The organism is Candidatus Nomurabacteria bacterium, assembly GCA_020631975.1.
In the GTDB taxonomy this organism is placed as follows: Bacteria; Patescibacteriota; Saccharimonadia; order Saccharimonadales; family CAIOMD01; genus JACKGO01.
In genome coordinates this window covers 129,886-155,331 of record JACKGO010000001.1, presented here as the reverse complement: position 1 = coordinate 155,331, position 25,446 = coordinate 129,886, and the positions used below count along the sequence as shown (strand labels likewise).

Annotated in this window: 29 protein-coding genes; 15 read left to right on the top strand and 14 right to left on the bottom strand. The window is 42.0% G+C overall.

The genetic code is table 11. The features are described from left to right. Window positions 1-29: 29 nt before the first annotated feature. Window positions 30-215 (top strand): hypothetical protein, encoded by a 186-nt coding sequence (locus tag H6795_00790; GenBank protein ID MCB9817060.1) that lies wholly within the window; start codon window positions 30-32, stop codon window positions 213-215. 109 nt (window positions 216-324) lie between these two features. Beyond that, window positions 325-732: a hypothetical protein gene (locus tag H6795_00785; protein ID MCB9817059.1), complete on the top strand. Its 408-nt coding sequence runs from the start codon at window positions 325-327 to the stop codon at window positions 730-732. Window positions 733-779: 47 nt separating this feature from the next. Here the strand turns inward: H6795_00785 and H6795_00780 are convergent, their stop codons facing one another. The 7 genes from H6795_00780 to H6795_00750 all read right to left on the bottom strand — a co-directional run bounded on the left by H6795_00780 (window position 780) and on the right by H6795_00750 (window position 6,117). Further along, window positions 780-1,955 (bottom strand): replication-associated recombination protein A, encoded by a 1,176-nt coding sequence (locus H6795_00780; GenBank protein ID MCB9817058.1) that lies wholly within the window; start codon window positions 1,953-1,955, stop codon window positions 780-782. Between the two features lies 1 nt (window position 1,956). Beyond that, window positions 1,957-2,502, bottom strand: a complete 546-nt coding sequence (locus H6795_00775; protein ID MCB9817057.1) for an isoprenylcysteine carboxylmethyltransferase family protein — start codon at window positions 2,500-2,502, stop codon at window positions 1,957-1,959. Window positions 2,503-2,504: 2 nt separating this feature from the next. Further along, window positions 2,505-3,242 (bottom strand): Bax inhibitor-1/YccA family protein, encoded by a 738-nt coding sequence (locus H6795_00770; protein MCB9817056.1) that lies wholly within the window; start codon window positions 3,240-3,242, stop codon window positions 2,505-2,507. Window positions 3,243-3,354: 112 nt separating this feature from the next. Beyond that, window positions 3,355-3,867 (bottom strand): hypothetical protein, encoded by a 513-nt coding sequence (locus H6795_00765; protein ID MCB9817055.1) that lies wholly within the window; start codon window positions 3,865-3,867, stop codon window positions 3,355-3,357. Between the two features lie 43 nt (window positions 3,868-3,910). Beyond that, entirely contained in the window at window positions 3,911-4,720 is an 810-nt protein-coding gene (locus H6795_00760) for a GNAT family N-acetyltransferase (GenBank protein MCB9817054.1), read from the bottom strand. Between the two features lie 70 nt (window positions 4,721-4,790). Next, window positions 4,791-5,351 carry a hypothetical protein gene (locus H6795_00755; GenBank protein MCB9817053.1) on the bottom strand — a complete coding sequence of 187 codons (561 nt, stop codon included), beginning with the start codon at window positions 5,349-5,351 and terminating at the stop codon, window positions 4,791-4,793. Window positions 5,352-5,358: 7 nt separating this feature from the next. Beyond that, window positions 5,359-6,117: a hypothetical protein gene (locus tag H6795_00750; GenBank protein MCB9817052.1), complete on the bottom strand. Its 759-nt coding sequence runs from the start codon at window positions 6,115-6,117 to the stop codon at window positions 5,359-5,361. 135 nt (window positions 6,118-6,252) lie between these two features. Here H6795_00750 and H6795_00745 point away from each other — a divergent pair, with 135 nt between their 5' ends. The 4 genes from H6795_00745 (at window position 6,253) to H6795_00730 (ending at window position 9,738) form a co-directional block, all read left to right on the top strand. Continuing rightward, window positions 6,253-6,504, top strand: a complete 252-nt coding sequence (locus tag H6795_00745; GenBank protein ID MCB9817051.1) for a hypothetical protein — start codon at window positions 6,253-6,255, stop codon at window positions 6,502-6,504. Between the two features lie 188 nt (window positions 6,505-6,692). Next, a complete protein-coding gene (locus H6795_00740) occupies window positions 6,693-7,106 on the top strand; it encodes a hypothetical protein (protein ID MCB9817050.1) in 414 nt (137 codons plus the stop codon). A 217-nt stretch (window positions 7,107-7,323) separates the two neighbouring features. Continuing rightward, complete coding sequence (locus H6795_00735; GenBank protein ID MCB9817049.1) at window positions 7,324-9,132, top strand: phosphoenolpyruvate carboxykinase (GTP); 1,809 nt, start codon at window positions 7,324-7,326, stop codon at window positions 9,130-9,132. A gap of 99 nt (window positions 9,133-9,231) precedes the next feature. Continuing rightward, a complete protein-coding gene (locus tag H6795_00730) occupies window positions 9,232-9,738 on the top strand; it encodes an HIT family protein (GenBank protein MCB9817048.1) in 507 nt (168 codons plus the stop codon). A 135-nt stretch (window positions 9,739-9,873) separates the two neighbouring features. On the opposite strand, the gene H6795_00725 is transcribed toward H6795_00730, so the two are convergent. Further along, a complete protein-coding gene (locus H6795_00725; protein ID MCB9817047.1) occupies window positions 9,874-10,131 on the bottom strand; it encodes a hypothetical protein in 258 nt (85 codons plus the stop codon). 450 nt (window positions 10,132-10,581) lie between these two features. Between H6795_00725 and H6795_00720 the strand changes: the two genes are divergently transcribed. From H6795_00720 to H6795_00705, 4 genes are read left to right on the top strand one after another with little or no spacing between them, the layout of a single operon-like run. Next, on the top strand, window positions 10,582-11,151 hold the full coding sequence (locus tag H6795_00720) for a GNAT family N-acetyltransferase (protein MCB9817046.1): 570 nt from the start codon (window positions 10,582-10,584) through the stop codon (window positions 11,149-11,151). A gap of 9 nt (window positions 11,152-11,160) precedes the next feature. Next, window positions 11,161-12,270, top strand: coding sequence for a M20/M25/M40 family metallo-hydrolase (locus H6795_00715; protein ID MCB9817045.1), 1,110 nt, complete (start codon window positions 11,161-11,163; stop codon window positions 12,268-12,270). Between the two features lie 45 nt (window positions 12,271-12,315). Next, window positions 12,316-12,960 (top strand): Type 1 glutamine amidotransferase-like domain-containing protein, encoded by a 645-nt coding sequence (locus H6795_00710; protein ID MCB9817044.1) that lies wholly within the window; start codon window positions 12,316-12,318, stop codon window positions 12,958-12,960. Between the two features lie 32 nt (window positions 12,961-12,992). Then, window positions 12,993-13,661 carry a GNAT family N-acetyltransferase gene (locus H6795_00705; GenBank protein MCB9817043.1) on the top strand — a complete coding sequence of 223 codons (669 nt, stop codon included), beginning with the start codon at window positions 12,993-12,995 and terminating at the stop codon, window positions 13,659-13,661. Window positions 13,662-13,684: 23 nt separating this feature from the next. Here the strand turns inward: H6795_00705 and H6795_00700 are convergent, their stop codons facing one another. Beyond that, the gene (locus H6795_00700; protein ID MCB9817042.1) at window positions 13,685-15,334 is read right to left on the bottom strand and encodes a transporter; all 1,650 of its coding nucleotides are present in this window, start codon (window positions 15,332-15,334) and stop codon (window positions 13,685-13,687) included. Between the two features lie 211 nt (window positions 15,335-15,545). On the opposite strand from H6795_00700, the gene H6795_00695 reads away from it, so the two are divergent. Both H6795_00695 and H6795_00690 read left to right on the top strand, forming a co-directional pair. Next, the gene (locus tag H6795_00695; GenBank protein MCB9817041.1) at window positions 15,546-17,075 is read left to right on the top strand and encodes an AAA family ATPase; all 1,530 of its coding nucleotides are present in this window, start codon (window positions 15,546-15,548) and stop codon (window positions 17,073-17,075) included. A gap of 65 nt (window positions 17,076-17,140) precedes the next feature. Then, window positions 17,141-17,668, top strand: coding sequence for an NYN domain-containing protein (locus H6795_00690; GenBank protein MCB9817040.1), 528 nt, complete (start codon window positions 17,141-17,143; stop codon window positions 17,666-17,668). 113 nt (window positions 17,669-17,781) lie between these two features. On the opposite strand, the gene H6795_00685 is transcribed toward H6795_00690, so the two are convergent. Next, entirely contained in the window at window positions 17,782-18,957 is a 1,176-nt protein-coding gene (locus tag H6795_00685) for an MFS transporter (protein MCB9817039.1), read from the bottom strand. A 66-nt stretch (window positions 18,958-19,023) separates the two neighbouring features. Continuing rightward, entirely contained in the window at window positions 19,024-19,677 is a 654-nt protein-coding gene (gene hxpB / locus H6795_00680) for a hexitol phosphatase HxpB (GenBank protein MCB9817038.1), read from the bottom strand. A gap of 102 nt (window positions 19,678-19,779) precedes the next feature. Between hxpB and lexA the strand changes: the two genes are divergently transcribed. Next, window positions 19,780-21,303, top strand: coding sequence for a repressor LexA (gene lexA / locus H6795_00675; GenBank protein ID MCB9817037.1), 1,524 nt, complete (start codon window positions 19,780-19,782; stop codon window positions 21,301-21,303). Here the strand turns inward: lexA and H6795_00670 are convergent. Together H6795_00670 and H6795_00665 are read right to left on the bottom strand one after the other, a co-directional pair. Beyond that, complete coding sequence (locus H6795_00670) at window positions 21,262-21,972, bottom strand: TaqI family restriction endonuclease (protein MCB9817036.1); 711 nt, start codon at window positions 21,970-21,972, stop codon at window positions 21,262-21,264. The genes lexA and H6795_00670 overlap by 42 nt on opposite strands. Before the next feature lie 32 nt (window positions 21,973-22,004). Then, window positions 22,005-23,213 carry an amino acid permease gene (locus H6795_00665; GenBank protein ID MCB9817035.1) on the bottom strand — a complete coding sequence of 403 codons (1,209 nt, stop codon included), beginning with the start codon at window positions 23,211-23,213 and terminating at the stop codon, window positions 22,005-22,007. A 175-nt stretch (window positions 23,214-23,388) separates the two neighbouring features. Between H6795_00665 and H6795_00660 the strand changes: the two genes are divergently transcribed. Together H6795_00660 and H6795_00655 are read left to right on the top strand one after the other, a co-directional pair. Continuing rightward, the gene (locus H6795_00660) at window positions 23,389-24,387 is read left to right on the top strand and encodes a family 43 glycosylhydrolase (protein MCB9817034.1); all 999 of its coding nucleotides are present in this window, start codon (window positions 23,389-23,391) and stop codon (window positions 24,385-24,387) included. Window positions 24,388-24,570: 183 nt separating this feature from the next. Further along, window positions 24,571-24,819, top strand: a complete 249-nt coding sequence (locus tag H6795_00655) for a hypothetical protein (GenBank protein ID MCB9817033.1) — start codon at window positions 24,571-24,573, stop codon at window positions 24,817-24,819. Between the two features lie 28 nt (window positions 24,820-24,847). On the opposite strand, the gene H6795_00650 is transcribed toward H6795_00655, so the two are convergent. Then, window positions 24,848-25,357 carry a YggT family protein gene (locus H6795_00650; protein ID MCB9817032.1) on the bottom strand — a complete coding sequence of 170 codons (510 nt, stop codon included), beginning with the start codon at window positions 25,355-25,357 and terminating at the stop codon, window positions 24,848-24,850. Window positions 25,358-25,446: the final 89 nt, after the last annotated feature.

The following is a 25,446-nucleotide window of genomic DNA, read 5'->3' as shown; positions in this document are numbered from 1 at the left end:
AAAACGCAACACTGACGGCAAAATAGGCTATGACACCAAGTACCAACGGATACGCCCAGACCAGCCAAATGATTGAAGTTATCTTAGATGATTTTGGGTTTTTTAAAAATTCATACCACGAACCCAAGCCAGCTTTTGTGGATAATACATTTACCACAACTGCTATTAAAAGCACAATATATCCTGCTAAGAAGAAGTTTAAAACTACCATATAAAAACAGTATACCATTTAAATACACCTGTATCTTGCACTACATCTTAATCATAATATTTGTTTGTAGTTACGTTTTGGTGTAATATTCAACTATAAAACAAGGAGGTTTTATGGCTAAAGTAAGTACAAAACAAGAAGTCAGTGGCTGGGTTGGTTGGGTAGCCTTTGCTGGTGTATTAAGCATGGTGCTTGGTACATTTCAGGCTGTCGCCGGCATTGTAGCGCTGTTTAAAAACGAGGTGTATGTTTTAGGACCAGAAAATCTCTGGTTGTTTGACTACACAACATGGGGCTGGGTACATCTGCTGTGGGGTATCTTTTTGGTACTAGCAGGTGGTGCTATCTTATCTGGCAAAACATGGGGACGTGTTACGGGCGTTATCCTTGCAAGCGTAAGTGCACTGGTTAACTTTGCATTTATACCAATCTACCCACTCTGGTCAATTGTGATTATCGCACTTTGTGTGTTTGTCATATACGCACTGATTGTCCACGGTGATGAAATAGCTGTAGAATAACTCTATAGTGAAATGTGTTAATAAGCAGCCCCTAAACAGGCTGCTTATTAAAATACCTGTAAATCCTTAACTTCTGGTGGCAAGAACCCATCGGGGTGCTTGTAATCAGCTTCCCATTGATATGACTTTCCGTATCCCAATTCTTTCATAAGCGAAGTACTCGCATTACGCAGGTGCAACGGAACGTGTAGGTGGGGGGTAGCTACTGCAGCTTGTTTAGCTTTTCCCATAGCATTTGGTATCGCGCGAGATTTTTTTGAACCAGCCAATACGGTTGCGCAGTGATACAAGCTATATTCGCATTCCGGCATACCAATTCGCTCGACTGCTAAAAATGTACTCACAGCTAAATTAAGTGCTGGACTAGCTGCCACACCTACGTCTTCGCTTGCAAATATAATCATTCTGCGAGCAATAAATTTTGGGTCTTCACCAGCCTGTAGCATGCGAGCTAGGTAGTACAACGTTGCGTTTACGTCAGATCCTCGCATGCTCTTAATAAATGCACTCACCATAGCAAAGTGTTGCTCGCCAGCTTTGTCGTAACTAGGCATAGTGGTCTGGGCAGCTTGCTTTATTGTTTCCATAGAAATAGTAGGGGATAGGCTTAGAGCTAGCTCTAGTGTTCCAAGCGCAACCCGAGCATCACCACCAGCAATATGCGCAAGTGTCTGATAGGCTTGTTTTGGCACTGCATGAGCGTAACCAAGTATTTTAAGAGCTTTTTTTGCGATTCGTATTATATCAGCATCTGCTAACGGTTCTAGCACAACAACACGCATGCGTGACAACAACGGTGCTATAACCTCAAAGCTAGGGTTTTCTGTCGTTGCACCAATTAGTGTGATTGTGCCTTTTTCTACATGTGGTAAAAATGCATCTTGTTGAGCTTTGTTAAAACGATGAATTTCATCTACAAATAGTACTGTTTGCAAACCGAGCCGTCTATTCGCTTCGGCGTGTGAAATAACCTTTTTAACATCTGCAATACCTGAGGTAACGGCACTAAGTTCAATACATTCGGCCTGCACCTCGTTCGCTATTATTCGTGCTATGGTTGTTTTGCCACTGCCTGGTGGCCCCCACAATATCAAGCTAACAGGCTGCTTGGTTTTTATAATATGATCAATAATTTCACCCTTACCGACAATTTTGGTTTGTCCAATGATATCCTTAATTTTTTGAGGTCGCAATTGTTCGGCAAGTGGTGTAATAGTAGACATTCTATGTACCTTTTTTTACTATTTTCTTACTAGATTTGTACGTCTTAGGTTTGTGCCACGCGCGTGGTATTAGCTTATTGGTCGCGTGCTGGTACGTATCGTAGCCAGTAAACTTTTTAGAAAGCATCGTTTCTTCATACTTCATTTTGAGATGAAGTATGCTCATCAGCAAACATAATCCAATAAGCCGCACAAGAGTAGGGTAGGCGATAATTATACCGAAACTCCCAAGTATAAGTACAGCGTACATCGGATGTCTTATATACTTATACGGACCACTCGTCACTAAATAACTATGTTTTCGTGGCGACGGCAAAATGTTCACTTTTTGCTTAAAAGATCTCAAAGTCCACAATGCTAGCATACTTGCCATTGCTACAAACATGACGCCCACCAGCTGAAAAATTGTTGCTTGCCACAAAAATATAGAGCTAAATGGATACACGATGATAAATAAACTAGTAAATTGCCCAATCACTAACAAAAATTCATATACAGTTTTACGGCTATCATGTTGCCGTGAGCGCTCCGTATCTAATTGGTTCATGCTTACTGTCTCGTTTTAGACAGTAAACGTAATACCTCAATGTACAACCAAAGCAATGTTACGATGAGCGCAAATGCAGCGTACCATTCCATTTTTTTAGGAGCACCACGTTTTACAATTGTCTGGATAAAGTCATAATCTAAAATAAGGTTAAGTGTCGCGACAAAAATAATAACAGCACTAAATACAATACCCCACGTGCCTGAATCAAAAATTAATGGAGCCGTACCACCAAATAGTCCAATAATAAATGCAAAAACGTAGTAGAGCGCTATGCTTGCAGTCGCAATAATCACACCTATCCTAAACTTATGCGTTACTTTAATTAACCCTAAACTAAATGCCCATAAACTTACAAATAATATCGCGCCTGTTAGCCCTATAGCCTGAATAACAATACCATCAAGTGCTGCATTATAGGTTTGCGAAATCGCTCCCAAGACATACCCTTGCGACAGCGCATACAAACTACCAGTTACTGCTGCAAACTGTGGTTTAAAAACAGTTGTCAATGCCATAATAAGTGCAAATAGTGATGCCCCTATTATCAAAAATCCTGTAGCCCCACTTGCGTTCGCCATTGCTTGCCACCCAAAAAATCCGCCTATAACGCTCAGGCTAAGCAGTGTAAATATTTTAATAGTAGTCCCACCAATACTCGCGCTATCAGTTGATTCTAACGAAGCAACTCTATCAAGGACACTTTCTCTTAGTGCCGGATTGCCACTCTTATCTTGCATATACGTTTGTACCTCATTTACGTGTCTATACTAAGTATACCAATCAAGCGCTACGAAATACTATTTTTTACGTAAGTTCTTTGCCACCCAAAATTTAGCAATATTCAGGGAACTACTTGGCAACATGCATAACAATAGATTCACACCCATAATCTGTCCACTGGCTGGCTACGCCAATATCTGTAAAATCACCAACCAACACGCTGTAGTGAGTAGGGCTGTTCACTAATGCCTTGAAGGCTTCGTCGTAGGTGTCGTAACAACGAGCCAAGTTTTCGCCAACCAACTGAGCATTTTCATCTTCTTGCCAGATGTATGCCGAAAACGATATATTGCTTGGGCTGCGATGCCCCCAATAATGGTTCGTTTGCATATCTGCTAATTTGGCACGAGCAGAAGCTTCAAGCGAACTATTTGGTTGTAAGGGTTGCTTACCGGCAGTTGCGCGTAGCTGATTCGTTTTCGTTAAAAATTGCTGCATGACAGCAGTCTTTGGCTGATACAGTGTTTGGCTGTCTGCTTGGGTGTGCGACAAAAATGTGCTCCCAAAAAAAATACTTGCTAAGGTTACCCCTGCAAGTATTGTCATGCCAAAACGCCTTTTGTGTACAAAAGCACTCGTCATATACTACCTCTTGATTATAGTATATCACTTTTTTATTTTTTTGTCAATACTTTAAGAAATGTTTACTTTGATGGATCAAGGCTTTCGGTATCGTGTGGTATCGGAATCTTCGATAGAATATCGCGACCAAACTTACCAATACGATCAATCCTATTCCCTCGCTTAGTATCATCAAGCTCTGTAGATTCATCACCACAATAGAGACGCATAGCGTTTTCTGGATCATATAGTCATCAGCTGGTACTCCTGGTATTCTCCAGAATTTATCTTGTAAATTATCTTTACCTGCAACAATATTAGCAGAGCCTAAAATACGTTCAACTAAACGACGGCTCCTATCGTTATCTGAGTTAAAACTTGTATAAACGTGGGTCTTGCCGTCTGCACCAGCAACTTGTACCGCCTGTTCTAATAGCACTGTTCCTAATTTTTTACCTTGCTGTTCATCACTTATGGTGACCGCCAGCTCTACAACATCATCAGTATTAATAACAGTAGAAGAGCCCATTGAATCTCGCAATGGATAATCAAATATACTACATGCACCTATTAGCTTAGCTTCGTGCATCAATAACAACATCTTATGGTGATGTTGTTGGCTGAATACAAAGTAATCAACAACTGGTATAAGACCTGTATCTTCTTCTGGTTTGGGGCTACCAAAGCGTAGACGAAACGATTCTTTGCTCAAGTTTTTTAAAAATATCAACCCAGCATCACGCCAAAACATTGCCTCCTCTGGTGTGACTTCATTGCTATCTACCAGTAGAATCTCTGCTACAGATTGCTCTGATTCTTGATGATTTGGATGTCCAACTGGAAGATCAAGATTGCCTATAGACTCTGTACTCATTAAAAATATTATATAATACTTTTAATATTTTTACTATACTTTGTGATAGTAGTACTTGATGTATTTCTCGTTAATTAAAATTATATGGATCAATCATAGGTTGTGTGGTGTCTTGTGGTGATTGATTATTGTATAAACTTTCAAAATACGAATCGTAGCTGTTTGCGCTTGAGATCGTTTCTTTTTCAAAACAATGGTACCCTGCAGGGTGGTTTTTATAGTCCACTGAACTATAGCTTTGCGGGCTTAGGCTCTGGCCCATAAGGGCAGTCGGTAAGGGGCTAGATTCTGATGATTTATTTTCGGTTTTAAAGTTTGCACACAAGCTAAATTGCATCTCTTTAGAGTTACTACTGTCTTTTTGATAGGTAATTTGCCCAAGTATAGCTGGGTTGTTATTTACAACCGACATTTCACCCTTAAACTCAAGCGCATTTACATCTTCTGGTAGTTTATTATTTTTCTGGACAAAAGCTTTAATTTCTTGCGCTACTTCTGTTAGGGCAGATGACATTGTACTATCTAGTGCCGCTTGTCGCATCTGCTTAAACGGAATAAGCATTGCAACAATAACGACGCCAGCCACAAATAGTGTTAGCGCTAATACGTACACGGTGTCAAATTTTTTCATGGTGTTTTTACAACCTTTTAGCTTTTTTTACATAATAAAAAGCTATTCCGGCAAGAAGCAAGCTCGTTAATACAGCCTGCACAATCCCAGGCCACCATGCACCGGTAGATGTTTCGTAGCTCCCTTTAGGCACCAGTGGTACAAGTGCTGAATAGGCGATATTGGCTACAGACGTTACTGTCGCCACTGCAAGAATTGACAAAAAGGCCCCATACACAAAACCTTTTACTTTAAGTGAAAAATCAGTCAGGCGTACTTCGTTATTTTTTTGTAGATACAACACCATGAGTACATATACCACAGTTGATATTACTAAACTAGAAACGAGCCACAAAAGTAGTTTTAACTCATAGGTATCTAGTCCAAGATACGAACTGGTGCTGCTTGTGGCTGTTTTGCCCACATGGTTAAAAATAATTTCTAGAACACCACTGACACTAGCAACAATACTAAGAACCAATGCGAACGAAACCGCAAAAGCACTCACGAACAGTAGTGACTGCCCACTATTTGAATCTTCTGAGAGTGATTGTAGTGGGTCTTCAGCTGAGCTTGTTTGTAAAGCACCAACAAAGCCTTTCGTTGCTTCTGGGTAAATACCAGCACTCGGAACTACTTGGGCTGGTGTTACCATGGGGTTTGTAGGTGTGTTCGCACCTTGCACGGGTTGACTGTCTTGCACCAGTGGGTGAGTAGTCCCTAATGGTGCAACCGTAGCACCATCTGGTGATGGTGTGTCTTTTGTAGGGTTTGTATTTTCTTGCATGTGTTCTCCTTTACCATAAATATACCATAAGCAGTACCGTTCACATATAACAGTAGTGGGGCTAAAGTGTGCTTTTTCTTGTAAATATGGTATACTAGACTACGTCCTATATCATCTCTAGTAGAAAGAGTAATCATGGTACATATCATGGTCTCTAAAGGAGTAAGCAAAAGGGATTGGGTACTTAGCGTAGACCCTGCCCACATGCGTCTTCTTGATGCAACACTCACAGAAAGTGGTCACTTTGCGTCCGTCGTACCGTGTGACAGAGAATCGGTCCACGTGACGCTGCGCAACGATCACCAAGTCCGAACGCTCAGGCAAGACTTAGCACAACTAGGCAAGTTCGGTATGTTGGGTCACGACGTGACGATTACAATGGAGTAGGGGGCAACTGCCCGCAGAAAAAGCCCGGAAATAAACGCTAGAAAAGCAGCTATTTCCAGCCGGCGTACTTTTTGCGGGCTTTTTCATATTTATCTATTTACTGGGTAGATATACGTATATATTGCATATATTTCATTTTATGCTATTATAATACCGCTTTGTTCGTTTACATACGGAGGTGGAAATAAATGGAACTGTCCAGCTACAATACGGCTGTTATGGCCGCGAGCGTGTTCCTACCTGGAACACTAGCCGTACTTGTCGCTCTGAGCGACAAGTACCCAGCCCGAACCCGCAAGAAGGTCGCCAGCCTGCTGGCTGGCATCGCCTTCGTCGGCACCTACATGGTGATGCTCGTGCTACGGGCAACCGCCTGGGCCACAATGTACCAGACAGAAGCCCTAGCGGGTCAGAAGGCCGTCAACCCAGTTTTTTGGGGGTACATACCGGATGCATTGCTGTCGCTGTTCGTGGCACTCGGCTTGATCAGCTTTGGCTACAGTGGATGGCACTTTTGGCGCAGTAACCAGGAATACAAAAAGTGGAACGACATGACGCACGAAAGCGTCGTTCCGGCTGGGTCAGTCAACCCGGATTTGTGACGGGCAGAGCGGTGGGCGTGTGAGTGTGCATAGTCTATGCACCTCCACGCCCACCATAATTCGTATGTAAAATATTTTTTATACTCTCATTTGTTTGGGAGTTTTTTTATTTTAAAGACAGGTAAATACTACCTCTGGTATAACTCTGTAATTTATTTTATAATTATAATAACTGGGTTTACCAATAAACCTGGAGTACCTACCTGAGGAGGTAGTAATGGAAGGTGGATTCCATGCCAAGCTTAACGCTTGGGTAATGGAAGTTGCAAGGCTAACCACACCACAGTCAATACACTGGTGCGATGGTTCGCAGGAAGAATACGACCAACTTGCGGCCGAACTGGTCGCGAAAGGCGTGTTTACCAAGCTGGATGAGCAGAAGTGGCCAAACAGCTACTACTGCAGGACCCACCCTAGCGATGTTGCACGGGTGGTTCAGCGCACGTTCATCTGTTCTGAACGCATGCAAGATGCAGGTCCTACCAATAACTGGGTAGAACCTAGCGAAATGCGGGCAGAACTCAACCGTCGCATGACGGGCTGCATGCAGGGGAGGACGATGTATGTCATCCCCTTTAGTATGGGGCCAATCGGGTCGCCAATGAGCTACATTGGTGTGCAAATCACCGATAGCCCCTATGTGGTTATGAACATGCGCATCATGACGCGTATGGGCAGTGCCGTGCTTAATGAGTTGGGCAGTGATGGCCAGTTCGTGAAAGCACTCCATTCAGTGGGTGCACCGCTGGCTGAAGGTCAACAAGACACCAGCTGGCCATGCCAGCCAAACGTCGAAGACAAGTTCATTGTACAGTTCCCAGAAACGCGAGAAATCGTATCTTACGGGAGTGGCTACGGTGGAAACGCCCTGTTGGGCAAAAAGTGCTTTGCGCTGCGCATAGCAAGCGTAATTGCACGGGATGAAGGCTGGATGGCAGAGCATATGGCCATCATCAAGGTGACCAACCCAGAAGGCAAGCAGCGCTACATGGCTGCGGCCTTTCCAAGTGCCTGTGGCAAGACCAACTTTGCCATGATGGTACCGACTATTCCAGACTGGAAGGTCGAAACCATAGGCGATGACATCGCCTGGCTGCGGTTTGGAGAAGATGGAACGCTGAGGGCGATCAACCCAGAAGCGGGCTTTTTTGGGGTTGCACCCGGTACGGGCGAAAGCACCAACCCGGTGGCAATCGAAACGCTCCGCAAGGGCAATGTCATTTTCACTAACGTTGGCATCACCAGTGATGGCGATGTATGGTGGGAAGGCCTGTCAGACGAAGCGCCAGCAAATCTGATTGACTGGCAGGGCGAAGCGTACGATCCTGCAAGTGGTAAGTTGGCAGCTCACGCCAATGCACGGTTCACCGCGCCAATCGAAAACTGCCCGTCTGCACTAATAGACGAGTGGAATGATCCGGTTGGTGTTCCGATATCGGCAATCTTGTTCGGTGGCAGGCGTGCGAGTGTTGTGCCGTTAGTGCGCGAAGCTCAAAGCTGGCAACAGGGCGTATTTATGGCAGCTTCGGTTGCCAGCGAAACGACCGCTGCTGCCATCACCGACAAGGTGGGGGAGCTCGCCTTTGATCCGTCAGCAATGTTGCCGTTCTTTGGCTATAACATTTCTGACTACTACGCCCATTGGTTGAAGTTTGACCAGCCGGGCAAGCAACTACCCCGTATCTTTGCGGTGAACTGGTTCCGCAAAGATGCAAACGGGAGGTTCATCTGGCCGGGATTTGGCGAAAACTCACGGGTTTTGCGCTGGATCTTTGACAGGCTCGAAGGAACAGTAAATGCGCGGCAAACAGCAATCGGGAACCTGCCGTTTCCGAATGACCAACTGTTTGCTGCAGAAGGCGTGGCCTCGCCAGACGTTCTGCCGCTCAGTGAATGTGACGCAGAGGCATGGAAAGAAGAGCTACCAAAGCTCACTGCGCACTTCATGAGCTTTGGCAATCCGCCAAAGCAGCTCTTTGAAGAGCAAAAGAATCTACGTAGTGGGTTGAACCTGATCCGCTCGTAGCAAGTGTGTGAGTGGGGCCCATGTGGCTTACCAAGCCCGCGGGCCCCACCACAGCACGAACACCACCCCTCGTACCTAATACGGCGAGGGGTTCTTCTTATGGGTACAATCTACTACAATAATTACATGACTCAGTCGTGCGAAATCTGTACATTATTACCAAACACTAAGTATGTACTACTAGAAACAGATTTGTGGATGGTAAGTCTCGCGCCAGATCAACAGTTTTTGGGGCGTAGTTTCGTGACGGCTAAAAAACATACACGTAGTTTGGCAGCATTATCTAAAGCTCAGTGGGATGATTTGCATCAAGTTATAATAGCACTAGAAAACGCTATCAGTTCGGCCTATGGTGCAGACCTATTTAATTGGGCTTGTTTAATGAACGATGCATATAAAGACACCGCAAACACACAGTCACCACACGTGCACTTTCATGTTCGGCCACGCTATAAAAATACAGTTTATCTGCAAGGTTATACGTTTACAGACAACGACTTTGGTAAACACTACAAAACTCCCTGGGATGACCCATACCAACGCGCAGTACCACAAACAATAATGGATGCTATTTACCTAAACATACAAGAATATTTAGGTAGCTAGGTAAATGGCCGCTCTTTTAAGGGAGCGGCCATGGTGGGTATGATAAGCAGGCACAGCCGTGTAGGGGCGATTGTGCACTCAGGGTACTACCGTACACTGGTTGCCCTTGCGGGTTATACCTGCATGGGCTGCCGATCACTCTTCGAGCTCTTCTTGGATATGCGCACCGGTAAGTGCGTTATCTGCAAGATCAAAGACGAAGCACTGTATATCGTGCTCGCTGATAGGGTCTTTGCAAAAGTAGCGTACCGGTGACGGCTCCACAACGGTAGTTACGGTCACGTACCCTTCAATCAACGAGATGGTGTATTCATCGGCTTGCTTCTTATTGTACCGCTTGCAAGCCGTACACATGAAACTATAGAAACTCTCTTCTGGGTCCTTGTGGATCACAAGAACAACCTCTTGTGCCGAGATTGTGCATTCTTCTCGACAATCTTCAAACTTACAGGTGACTATGATCGTAGTCATGATATGCCTCCTTAGGGGCCTGCTTGTCAAAGAACTCGTAGCGGGCGCTACAAGATAAAACTATCATACAATCTTCGTATATTATAGTCAATTTCTTAACTGTTAAACAACATGTAAAAGCTCACAACTAACCCATAAAAATTGGTAATAATAGGCATACGCTATGCGCTTTTTATATGTAAAAAATGTTGCTATTTAGCGGCAAGTGTGCTATAGTTGTAACTGATGAGTACACTATATAGTTCAGTTGCAATCCGTCGTCGCACCATTGGGTGCTAATCTATATTTATTGAAATTATCAAAATATTTAAAGAATACCACCCCTCAAACAAAGAGGGGATTTTTAATGATTAAGGAATCAACCATACAATTATGACAACAACACTAGAATCACTTACAATGAGCGGGCTACAACAAGTTGAAGAACCTACAGTTCTTTACGAACCGTATACCTATCAACCAGGTGATGCCGAAACTCGCTTAGCAGCGTTAGTAGCAATTACCCAGCAGAATCCTATGCTGGAACTGACTGAAGAAAAATTACGTGACGGCATTAATGTCTATATTGCACGAGTGAAGCATATGGGTGAGTGGGTGGTCGCTGGTGTTTGTGGCTCATTTTTACAATACAACGACGATACAGTCAGAGAAATTGGGGGTGTTACTGTTTTACCAGAATACAGGCACGGCAGCTACCACGATGAACATATAGGTACTACTTTGGCATGGCTGGCTACAGAAAGTGCCTTACACGAAGGCAAAACAGCATTGGCGTTTTGTAATACAGCGAGCCTAAACACATTTATAAGAATAGGGTATAGTGAGGCTCCATTACATGAAGTTCCTCAAGCTGCACTAGCCGAGTGTGCTGGTTGTAAAAATTGTGATTTTGATAAACTCAAACAACCATGCGCCGATACCATAATGATAAAAAACCCGTAAAATATACCTATGAAGACAGCACAAGCCCTTAATTACACCAAAAAACTGATTAGTATTTCGTCTGATTCTGGCAACGAACAAGCTATTAGCTCGTATATTCAAGAAACCGTCGCTACACTGGGAAGTGTGCAGACTATAGAGCAGTCTGTTGTTCTACATATTGTGGGTAAAGACCAAACGAAAGCGCTTATTTTTAATGGTCATATAGACACTGTGCCCGCTGGTTCGTCGTGGCAAACCCAACCACTAACAGCTGTAGAAAAAAATGGCAAATTGTACGGCCTGGGCGCCAGTGATATGAAAAGTGGCGTAGGTATTATGCTGCAACTTGCTAACGATTTTGCCAACCAGCAACCACCCTGCGATATGTGGTTCATGTTTGTAGAGCAAGAAGAAACCGACGGTAGGGGTACCAAAAAAGTGCTCGACGTATTGCCAAACTTTACAAATGCATACCCTGGCGGGGTAGAAGGTTTTATTTTAGAGCCAACCAACAGCACATATGTCGCGATAGGGCACAAAGGTAACATATTTGTAACACTTACTTTTGATGGGCAAGGTGGGCATGGTTCTATGGAACTTCCATATCAGCAGCGAGCAAGTCATAAAGCAGCCCATTTTATCCAGCAACTGCCACGAATCGCTCAAAGCTGGAAGACCACCTACACCCATGCAATTCTTGGTGAGCCAACCATAAACGTCACGAACATAGAATCGGTTGGTAGCAAAGCTTTAAATGCCGTGCCGCAATCGGTGCTCGTAAGCTTAGATATCAGAACAACACCAAAGCTGAGTGCACAGTTCGCAGCCGCAATTGATGCACTTGCTACAACTTATGGTGCGACTTATAGCTACCCGTATAAGCCAAACGGGTATGGACTCTGCTCAGAAGACAGTCAATTGCTCGCTATAGCAAAAAAACAATTTGCTGTAAAAGACATTCGAGTCTTTCAGGGTGCGTCTGACCAACTATTTTTTACTGCCAACAACATCCCAATGCTCATTTATGGACCAGGAACAGACACTGTCATGCACCAGCCTAATGAATATGTCGAAATCAGTGCGATAGACAAAACATATAATGTCTTGCAATCATTCATTGCACATTTTACTGACTAGTAAAATCAATAGGATTAACCAAACAACAGTTGGTACAATAACGGTATGGCAAAACTCTATTTAAGTTCATATCGCCTACCAACTCCTGATGATTTGATAGAATTAATCGGTAAGCCAGCAGGTGAAATATCAGTTGCGATTATCCCGAATGCCAAAGATTATTACATACCGCGTGCTAAGGCTGTGCGTATTAGCAAACTCGAACAGTACTACAATGAGCTTGGGCTAAAAACGAGCGTAATTGATTTACTAGCTACTCCATCACAGCAGCTTAAAGCGCAATTGCTCACTTGCGACGCAGTACACGTTGCTGGTGGCAATACGTTTAGTCTGCGCTACGCTAGCAAAAAAGCCAATTTTGACAGTGTTGTTGAATCACTACTACACAAGGGAATTGTATATATTGGAGAAAGCGCCGGGGCAATATTGGCGGGCATTTCACTTAAAAGTGTAGAACTAGACGACGAGCCCTTATTTGCAGAAGAAGTAATCTATGAAGGTCTCGGTTTAGTGCCGTATTTTATTTTGCCGCATGCCGATAATCCTAGTTTTATAAAATCCAACCAACTTGCCAAGCAAACGTATCAGCCACAAGACATGATAGTACTAAACGATAATCAGGCTGCTATCTTTGATGGTGCAACATTACCGCGAATCGTTACGGCTCATACTCTACCCAATGCGTTGTAAAAACACGTGCACAATTGTAAACTTATGTAACTATGGCAAACAAATCAAAATACCCCAAACCTGAAATTATTCAAACCCGAGTAGAATACGTAACACAATCAACCTGGCATATAGTAAGCAGCATTGCTTACATAGCAATGCGCGAAGCTATAAATCATGAAATGCGTACAGATGAAGAAATTGCCTACATGACAGGGTGGAGCGATAGACGTCGTCCGACCTATTACGATTCTATGGGAGACCCTAATTCGCAAGTTGGTAGCACATTACGTGCTCACCAACAATATTGGAATACTCGGCTTACAATGGCAGTCAAGGATGGCACGCCTGTCGGCTATGCATATTCTGCAGATAATGCATCTGGTAGCTGGCCTATCCGTCAGTTAAAACATCGAGATCCTTTACAAAAAAAGAACTATTTATGGATACGTGGTGTTGCCGTCGTGCCAGAAGAACAAGGCAGGGGAATAGGACGCCTGTTGCTGCAGCCACACCTAGAACACGCTAGCAAGAAACAACCACTCACAACATATACCCTAAAAGATGAGTTGCCTGATTCAGAGACATGGTGGCAGCAAATAGGCTTGGAACCTACGGGCACACAAGAAGTATACCCATTTGGTCCCGATACGCGACCAAGCACAGAAGTGCGTATGCAAGCATCGTCCGTCAAGTCTGTTTTGCATATGCTAAAAAGGTGATGTAATTTGTGCTGTACGTAGACTTACACAAGTGCAAGTAACATAATTTGAGCGACAATAATTTTCATGATAGTGGCGAGCGGAAATAATCGAACGTAGCCATAGGTTGGCAGATCATTTTTTGCTTGCTGCGAAGCGTAGCCCGTGACAGCTGGCTGTGTATGTATAGCAGATACCATCCCACTAACTACAGCAAAAGGTAATTTAAATTTTTTATAGGCGAGCGGTATAAAAATCATAGGAACAATAAATGAGATGATGCCTCCAATAAGAAAAATCTGCAAACCATTACCATCTTGAATACCGTTTATAAACGTTTGTCCAGAGCGCACCCCAATACCTGCAAGCATCAAAGACAGGCCAAGCTCACGAATTGTATGGCTAGCACTGTACGATATTGTCCAGACAAAAGGTCCTGTTCGGCGTAAGTAACTCAAAATCAACCCTACTACTAAAGGACCACCGGCTTCACCTAGTTCGAACTCTATACCACCGGGTAAATGTATAGGTATCATACCTACCAATAAACCTAAGCATATGCCAAGACCAATGGACATCGGGTGGATATCACTAATAGACCGGTAGGAATCCCCAAAGACCTTTGCTACTTTATGCTCGTTTTCTTTAGGCGAAACAAACCGTATTCTATCACCGTATTCGAGCACGTGATTACTGTCTGCAACTAAGTCTGCATCGCCACGACGTATGCGTGTAACAATTGCACCATACCGCTTTGGCAAATGTAAATCTGCGATTGTCTTACCAATAATATTTTTTTCTGATACAAACACTCTGCGATAGATGTAATTTGATGTTTCAAATTGTAAAACATCATCCGTGTACGAACCTAAAGCTTTAGCAACTACATCAATATCTTTTCCAGTGCCAATGACGCTCAGTATATCGCCACGTTTAATCTTTGTAGATAAATCACTAATGATATGTATTTTGCCAGACCGTTTTATGCGCACAAAAAATACAGGCCAATTATTATCATCTTTAAGCTGACGGATTGATTGACCAATGTATCTAGCGTTTGTAATGCAAATGGCTTTGTTTTTTATATCTGCGCCGACACTCACTAAACCTTTTGCTTTATGTATGTCTTTTTTGTAATCTATTCTAAACCGTTTTTGCCAAAAAAAGATTGCTACAATCGGGAAAATTACACCTAAAGGGTATGCAATAGAATAGCCTATAGTAGGAGTTGTTGGTACAATACCACTTTCGCTGAATTGGCCAGATTCTAATAAGTTAATTGATGCCGCTAGGGCGGGAGTGTTCGTGAGTGATCCGGTAAAAATACCGGTACCTATTGCACCGTTTATACCACTATAACTAGTAAGGGTAGCGATTAAACCAGCAGCAAGGAGCAAGAAAGCAGATACTAAAGCTAGGTCCTTTAATCCGAACTTTTTAAATGAACCAAAGAAACTAGCCCCGCTTGATACGCCTACTGAATAGACGAATAATACTAAACCAAGTGTCGTAATAATAGCAGGTAAACTAAGCCGATCATCTAGTGCGCTCAAAAAAAGCCCGACAAATAATACTGCAGCAGCTCCGAGCTTGATGCCAAAAATATTAATTCGTCCGATTGCATAGCCTAGTGTTATGACGACAAATAAAAGTAGTAGTTGATGTTCAACCAATATGTTGATGACCGATTGCATATGTCTCCGCTTTGGTTTGGTCTTGATTGTCTGTGTATAAGTATAGCGTACTACGAGGCTACGAACGAAACGTATAGCTCTTATACACCCAGATTAATTAGTAGTCGCCTTAGTTTGCAGCTAGAATAGAGTATGTGAATACAATACACAACAGAATGTTATACATGCCCAACACGACAATATATTGGGTAGGTGAAAAGGCAGGCTCCTTTTGACACAACAAGAAGCACTCGCGATTATGGATTCTGGTGCGTCGGTACTTCTTACCGGTGCTGCAGGTACAGGCAAAACACATACACTGAATGTCTTTATTAGGCATGCCCGTGCCTCAGGTAAATTAGTTTCTGTCACAGCCACGACAGGGCTTGCCGCGACTCATCTGAATGGTAATACAATTCATTCATGGGCTGGCATAGGTATCAAGCATCAAGTGCATCCAGACATGTTAAAAAAAATGCCAGATAGTCGTAAAAAAATAATTAAAAATACGGACATATTAATAATTGATGAAATCAGCATGCTGCACGACTATCGTCTAGAAATGATCGATACTGTTTGTAAACACGTCCGCCAAAATGACGCACCATTCGGCGGTTTACAAGTTATTTTATGTGGTGATTTTTATCAACTACCACCCGTTAATCGTGCAGATGAGCCACACGGGGGGTTTATAACACAATCTTCATTATGGCACGATGGTATATTTAGCGTGTGTTATCTTGTAGAACAGTATCGTCAAAAAGATGACCAAGTTTACACTGATATTTTAAATGGTATACGGGCAGGGGTACTCAACCGTAGCCAACTTACAAAGTTACTAGATAAACAAAATACCACGCTAGATGCAACCTTAGCTGTAACAAAACTACTTACAACAAATGTAGATACCGACAGTATTAATCAACAGCACCTCGCGACCCTTAACACCAAAGCAGCTACATATGAAATGCTCTTAACTGGCAGCAAAAAGTACAAAGAGCAACTACTTAAGTCTTGCCTTGCCATGCCTACTTTAACATTAAAAATTAATGCTCAAGTTATGTGTATTAAAAATAGCCCAGACAAGAAATATGTCAATGGAAGTTTAGGCGTCGTTGTTGGTTTTGAAGATACCACAAACTACCCAATAGTTGCGCTTAATAGTGGTAAAAAAATCGTTATTAAACCAGAATCCTGGGAGCTTATAGATGGAGATAAAATAAGAGCTACGGCGACACAAATTCCCCTACGTTTGGCATGGGCGATAACTGTCCACAAAAGCCAAGGCATGACGTTAGATGCCGCAACTATAGATCTTAGCAAAGCATTTGTAGAAGGTATGGGCTACGTTGCTTTATCGCGCGTAAAAAGTATTGATACGTTGTCATTGCTGGGAATTAATGGCATGGCGCTTAAAGTAAGCCCCGTTGCAAAACAACTCGATGAAGAACTCCGTTTAAAAAGCAAACAGGCAATTCAAGAATACCAGCATCACATAAACGAATGGGGTAAGACGAAGCCGCTTAAAACCGAGATACTTACCAAGAAACAACAAGGTAGCTGGGCAGACAAATTAGCAAAGATGCGTATTACACACCCTAACGCCTACAAGCCATGGTCAGAGGCTGACGATAAAAAACTAGTGACGCAGTTTAGCGATGGACTATCAATACCGCAACTAAGCAAAGCTTTAGGGAGGCACGAAGGATCTATAAAAATACGCCTTCAAAAACATTTAGGTGAAGATATATTTGATGCCTGATTTTCTATAAAACATTTGCGCATGATGCGTGCAAATATCAAAACAGGAGCGTACTATAAGGAGTAATGGCAAGTACGGACCATAATTACGCATTTATAGACAGTCAAAACCTTAATCTCGGTGTGAAAAGTGCTGGGTGGGATTTAGATTTTAGAAAATTTCGTTTGTATTTAAAGAATAAATATAACGTCAAACGTGCGTATTTATTTATTGGTCAGGTAGAGGGCAATGAATTATTGTATGAAAATTTGCATGAAATGGGCTATGAGCTTATATTAAAGCCAACGACAGAATATACTGTAGACGAAGTAGTGACGGTAAAGGGGAATGTAGACGCCGAACTCGTGTTGTACGCTGCGGCGAAAGTATACAATCTATACGACAAAGCCATCATTGTATCTGGTGATGGTGATTTTTACTGCTTAATAGAATACTTAGAGCAAAAAGAAAAACTTCTCCATGTTATGGTTCCAAACGATAAATACTCTAAGTTACTGCGAAAGTACACAACGTTTATTGTAAGGATTAATCAGTTACGCAACATGTTGCAATATACAAAAAAGACCAGGAGTAGCGGTCGGTCGAAACCTTAGGCCTGCCTGATCATGGTGATACCTTTTTATACTACCAAACAAACGTAATAAGTCAATTAATATCTTTCACGTAGACACTTTAGATTGCTCATGACAACTAGTATGTGTGATATCTAGACTAATTTGCGTGAATACTTAACCAAGTTGTAATAGCATATAAGCCCTATTGTTGCACTAATGGCGGCTACACCAATAACCATAGTATAACTCCCGCTATATTGATACATTACTCCAGCTACAGATGCCCCTACGGCGGCTGCCATACCATGAAAGATAAGAGCCCAAGGGTATATTTGGCTTAAGTTACTTGCACCGAATACTCGCCCAGTTTGGTCTGGAGCGAGAACAAGTGGACCACCAAAACTAAAGCCTAACAACAAGCTAGCTGGGATATATAACCAAGGGTTAGAGGCAACAGCAAACAGTAGAAGCATACTAGAAATTATAAGGATCATATTAATAATAACCGCAAGTCGTGGCTTTATAACGTCGGCTATGGCTCCCCATAATACTCTTCCAAAACCATTACCAAATGATAGTACAGCAACCCCAGCTGCAGCGGTCACTGTAGCAATGCCGCTATCAAGCGCAAATGGTTTTAGCGCACCAATCATCATCAGCCCTGGCATCGTGCCAGTAAATAAATATATTGTCAGGGCTGCAAATTCTTTTTTATTGCGTTTGATTCGTGTTGCCGTCTTTACAGTGTATGATTTTTTTATTAAACCTGGTGGTGTACTCGTAACTATACCGCTAACCAATATCGCACCACCCCACACTAAACCAACAAAAACAAATATCTGTTGTATTGTCATATCACTGCTTATAAGCACTTGGGCAACTGTACTTAAAATGATACCACCCAGACCATAGCCTGCTACCGCAAGACCGGTAACTAAGCCTTTGTGTTTTGGAAACCACAGCAAGCCTGTAGAAACAGCACTCACGTAGCCAAAAGCAATAGCTGGTGCAATAAATAACACGTAGCCAACAAAAAACAATGTGTAATTACCAGCACTATAGGCAGCCAACAGATTACCAGTTGCAAATAGTATAGCACTGGTAATTATTAACTTTTTTGGGCCTTTTTTAACTAACTGCTTGCCACCGTAAATCATAAATACGGTAAACATAAATACGGTAAGCCCAAACACTATTTGGGTTTGGGCAGCCGTAAAACCCCAATCACTTTTTAACTCTGGTACGTAAATGCTGTATGCATATATTCCACCAAGTGCAATTTGCACAATTATTGCTGCTACTAAAGATATGTATTTTTTCACTATCATAAGTATGGCACAAAATACTCATGTTTATATATACACTTTTTTAAGTAATGTATCTAACGAGCGTACCTAATTAGCCATTATCATATCTAAACGAAACTGTTTTAGAGATGGTATAACAATATCTGCAATTGCATATCTACCATCCTCTTTATCGCTATGCTGAGGCACAGCTATACATACCATACCGGCAGCTTTTGCTGCAATTACACCTGTGATAGAGTCTTCAAACACGACACAAGAGTGTATTGGAACACCCATCTGATCGGCAGCTGTCATAAATACTGCTGGGTGAGGCTTACCGTGTTCTTCATTTTGCGCTGAGTGTATCACATCTATATAAGTAAGAATTTTTAATTTTTCTAATACAGTATGAATTATTTCTAAAGATGAAGAAGAAGCAACAGCCATCTGTAAACCGGCTTGTTTGCAACTATTTAGTACGTCAATTACACCCATCATTGGCTTCGCTTTCTCCTGAATAATATCTAAAACAAGTTGATCAATTTGTCTTACTACAACGTTTTTCGGCGTAGCAGCCCAAGGGTACCGATGATACCAATAATTTACTACATCTTCTGTTCTCAAACCCATCGTTTGCTTGGTCATCGCGTACGTTAATGGTACCCCATATTGAGTAAATATTTTTACTTCAGATTCTTTCCACATAGGCTCACTGTCTATAAGCAAACCGTCCATATCGAATATTACTGCCTGTATCATGATGATATTATAGCCTATTGCTTATACAGCCTGCTTTGTTATCGTATATTAGACCGTACGCACGTGTTGTTTTCTAATTTTTTTCTATATATAATGTCTGTAATGAGTACAAAAACAGATGATATCTTAGCGTTTATTAAAGCCTATCATAAACAAGAAGGCTACAGCCCATCATACAAAGAAATTGGAGCTAAATTTCGCATAGCTTCACCATCTGTTATTCATTACCATCTAAACAAACTCCAGCAACAAGGAAAGATATCTAAAGGTCCATATTCTACCCGCAGTATTTTTCCAGAAACAGAAACGCAATATATTCATGTTCCGTTACTAGGTGAGATTTCTGCTGGTAAGCCGATTCGTGCTGTAAGCCAACAAGAATTATTCACCATACCCGCGTCTAGTATAAAAGCAAAAGACAGCAAAAACCTATTTGCGCTCCGTGTCAAAGGTAGCAGTATGGTTGACGATAATATTCATGATAATGACGTTGTGATTGTGCGACAAAACATAACACCAAAAAATGGAGAAAGAGTCGTTGCTTTGATAGATAACGATTACGTAACGCTAAAGCGATTCTACCAGGAGCCGGGTCGTGTCCGGTTGCAGCCCTCTAACAATAAGTACGAACCAATCTATGTATTGCCAAGTCAAAGCCTAAGCATTCAAGGCACGGTCGCATCTGTGATCAAAGCACCCCACAAAAAACTCAAGCAACTTAATAAAAAAACCGCAGTAGCACATACGCCTAGTAACATAGAAAAAAATAAAATTATCGTTGGGGATGCCGTGCAAGAAATGACTAAACTACCAGATGCTTCGTGTGACGTCGTCCTCATAGATCCGCCATACAACATAGGCAAAGACTTTGGCAATAATAGCGACAACCGCGAATTAGCTGATTATATAGCGTGGTGCAAAGAGTGGCTTTTCCAAGCAGAGCGCGTACTGAAGCCACACGGTACGATGTTTATATATGGATTCAGCGAAATACTCGCACATATTTCTGTAGAGCTCACACTACCTAAGCGGTGGTTGGTATGGCACTACACAAATAAAAATGTCGCCTCACTACATTTTTGGCAACGCAGTCACGAATCTATCATTGTCGCCTATAAAAATAAACCGTTATTTAACAGAGATGCTGTACGTGAACCGTATACCGAAGGTTTCTTAAAAGGTGCTGCCGGTAAAGTAAGAAAAAACACAAAAGGCCGGTTCAGCAAAGGCGGGGGAGAGCCTACCACCTATAATGCACATGAATCTGGAGCATTACCACGTGATGTTATTAAAATACCAGCACTTGCAGGTGGAGCAGGCATGAGCGAACGATGGTTCATATGCAGAACATGCAACAGCACAGTGTTTACGCCTCAAGTTTTTACACAACATCGTGAACATGATTACCTAAAACATCCAACACAAAAACCAATAGAACTTACTAAACGATTATTGTTATCTGCAATGCCAAAAGACGGCGGCTTAGTGCTGGTGCCATTTGTTGGGTCTGGTTCTGAATGCTATGTCGCTAAGCAGCTAGGTTTTGACTTCATAGGCTACGAGCTTAATCCTGAATATGCCGTATTAGCGGAAGGCTTTATAGCTGGCACCGCCACCAGCAAGTAGCTCAGCTTTTTTTTGCTCAAACATATAGGGAGTAAAAACAACAAAACCATTAGGCAAGCGTTTGATTGACTTATTTTGTATAAAACGCGAATAAGCAGCCTTATACGTACCATCACGTTTATAAGGTGCTGCAAAGACTGCGGCTCCAGGAACTTCGTATTCAATGAGTATAATATCTATATTTTGGCTATCAACTTTTTTAGAAACTCGCACTTCTCGGCTGTGGGTAGCTTTTTTAACTTGATAATATAAGTATGTGCCATTTACCTGTGCTGAAAAATCTATACCTTTGTGATCTAGCTCAGTTGACATACTCACGCTACCGCTCCCAAATACTTGTTCAGCTACATAGCCAGCGTGTATCTGGGTAATGATGCTTGCCCACGTACGGTAAATTCTGGCTGGTAAACCTCTGTAAAAACATTCCGAACACATTGTTGTTTTTTGCCTAAAGCCTTCTATTTCTTTAGTGCAGCTGTTTTTATAGTATTCGTAAAAATCTTCAAAACCAAGCACGCGCCGTTGAGTCCAGTACACTTCATACAAGGCGTCTAAAGCTTGTATATTGCGTGGCATATCCATTTCTACAAGCTTAATTGGTTGGTACTTAATTCTATATTTATTAAGATCTACTTTTTGCAAAAATTCTTCAAAAATGGTTGCGTTCATATCCTATCACTATATATGCTATGAATGAATTATTAAAATATTGTACTAAGTTGATAGACGAGTATACCCGCGCAGCTTATCACTCCCAACCAAGGCAGCAGTATTGGCACACTAATGTATCCAGGGTTTTTAGGATGTTGTTTTTTAATCACAATCAAGGCAGCATTAACTGTCGCAAAAATAGCTAAAACGAGCATACTTGTTACTGATGCGAGCGAGACAAGAGGCAAGGCTATTACGCCGATTATCATGAGCCCGACAACCACAAAGGTAGCAAAAGCTGGCGTTTGATATGTGCTATGAACACTCGCAAAACGCCGATTTATCCATTTTTGCTTTGCCATACCATATAGCATGCGACTGCCCATTACTATCTGTACTACCACTCCATTCACCGTTGCAGCCATACCAATAATTGTTATGATCTCTGACGCAGAATAGCCACCTGCTTGAAACACTAAAGTGAGAGGGGCATTGGTAGCAGCCAATTCACTAGGACTTACCAAGGTGGTGGCGACAATCACGACAAGTATATATAGTACCGTGGCACCCAACAGAGATAATAAGACTGCAAGAGGCATCGTACGGCGTGGTGACTTGGCTTCTTCAGACACATTCACCATATCTTCAAAGCCAATAAAAGCATAAAATGCCAAAAATGCGCCGCTCATTACTCCGGCCCAACCGACGGAAGGATCAATAGTCAATATTGTATGGTAATCATAATTAGCAATAGCACCTTTGCCAATGTATATAATGATTAAAAGACCAACGACTTCAATAATAGTAAATAGTGCGGCTGCTTTAGCAGATTCGCCGATACCGCGCACAGCCAGTAAACCAATCGCCACTAGGAGTAGTATGCTAACGACAACCGCTGGTATAGCGATAAGTTCATTTACGTACCCAGCAAAGCCTTTAGAAAGTGCCGCCGCCGAGGCAACACCACTTAGTACCATTGCTACCCCAATAATCATAGAGAGGCGTTTGCTGGCAAATGCCTTAAACGTGTATACAGAAGCACTCGCACTTACTGGATATCTGCCCGAAAGCTCCATGTAAGAAAATGCTGTTATTGCTGCGATACTCATAGCAATCAAAAAGGCGAGGGTAGTGCTTGTACCAGCTTGGCCAGCAACTTTGCCAACGAGCACATATATTCCCGCACCTAATATATTTCCGAGCCCATACAGCGTAAGAATAGGTAAACCGAGTTCGCGTTTTAGTTTTTGCGTTCCCACATATGTATGGTACCACTTTTTTGGCTGCGTTTAATTGGCTCGTATCCATGTGAGTGCATTTAAAACCGTATAAATACACGACCCATGCTGGCAAACGTAGGTACACAATAGGTTTATAGCATGTGTAATTTGGTATGGATATTCTGTTTAGTATGAACTATAATCAATCAACGTTATGAAGAAACAATACAGTCCATACGGTAAATACATGTGGGACACGTGGTTCGCCATAGATTCAGATGGCACGTACCATGCGTTTTATTTAGAGTCAGATATTGGTGATACTCGATATGCAACCCCCTCTATAGGTCATGCTAAATCTAAAGACTTAAAAAATTGGGAACAACTAGATACGGTTCTGGAGCCAGGCAATGAAGGTGACTGGGACGATTTAGCACTATGGACGGGGTCTGTGTTTAAACATAAAGACAAATGGTACATGTTTTACACGGGCAGAAACAAACGTGACCAGTGGCAACAAGCAATAGGTCTTGCCATTAGTGATGATCTATACCATTGGCAAAAAGTCCCAGGGCCTGTGCTAGAACCCGGTGATTCCCGATATTCACCCCAGACCGATTTTAACGAAATAGATAATCCACCTGCATGGCGCGACCCATTTATTTTTTACGATGATGTAACTGAAAAATTTCATATGTTCTTTACTGCTCGTGTAAACAACGGCAATACGAGTTTTAATGGCTGCATAGGGAGAGCAACCAGCGATGATTTATTACGTTGGCAAACAGAAGAACCGGTAATCGTAAACGAAGGCTTTGATGAAATGGAAGTGCCACAAATGTTATATATTAAAAACCGCTATTATTTGTTATTTTCATACAGAAAATCGCACGAATTAAAGAATAAGCCCAAGCTAAGTAGCGGTCTATATTGCTTTGTTTCAAATGAAATAGGCGGTGGATATCGTCCTATCAAAGGTTGGTATGGCCAAATTATGAAATATGGCAATAAATACTATGGCATGAGATTAATCAAACAAAAAAGTAATAAACACCACTTTGCTATAGGGTGGCATCATTTAAAAAGAGGAAAATTTGTGGGCAAAATGACCGACGTCTATACCGTAAGGCTAGAACCACATGCGTTTAGTATTACAGATTTTAGTATCAATATCGTAGATACATTCAAAAAAATAACACAACCAAAAAAATAGCAGCACGGCACGTTATTACATAATAGTCAAAGAATGGGTAAAAACTGAAGGGCACCTGCGGCGATGCTAGAAGGCACTACTAAGTGTCTACGTGCTGCATTAACACAATTATTTACTAGATGCACGCTACGGGTTCATTCTAAAAGTATAGTACTGCGTATATTAATCAGGTATCATTGGTGAATGAGTGAGAAAAAAGGGGATTGTTTACTACAAAATGGTCCATGGAGTCATCGTGAATTACACAATAGCGACGACGAGACGCCTGATGCCCTTGGTAAATTCTGTGTCGTACAAGGCTGTCATAGAGCATTGATAGCGGCGAACGGCAAAAGCCACCAAAGTGGCACCTGCCTGCGTGGTCTTGTGTATTCAAGCGATATTTCTAATAATCAGCAACATACAATTAGCGTAAACCCAGAATATTTATAAGTAACTGTTTTTTCTAACAACTACATAGTTACATTCTTTTTTTTGGTTGGCTCTGCGCAGCCTGTCTTGACGCTGGTGTTTTATTAACATATGTCGTCTGTTTTACTATCTGACTGCGCTGTTCTAGCATTTGCTTTGCTTGTAAGCGTTCAATACGTTCGGCTTCTTGCTCTTTTATGTCATCAATTTTTGCTTGTATATACTTTATTCCGGCAGACACTAACCATGCAAATATGAGATAGATAATTATTGCAAATATTGCAGATACGTCTAAATAGCCTGTTTCACCTACTGGCTTAGAAGGAAAAATACCACGGAATGGCTGTAAAAAATCAGCCGACGTTCTATATACGAAATCTACAAATGTTGTAGGGTTTGCAGAAGTGGCGAGTAAGAAAGTTCTTAGCGCAAGCATCACAACGCCAAAGATAATCCATATATACAGGAGCCACGTGATAATTTTACCGAGTTTAAGATACCCTGGTACGGAAATAATTTTTGAATCGTTTGGTAAGCCTGTTTTTTCGTCTATGGCCATTTGGTTACTCCTTTTTTAATACTATAACTATAGCACAGTAGACAGGTGAGTGAACTAGCAACAGGCGAAAGTATGTGAGATACTAATAC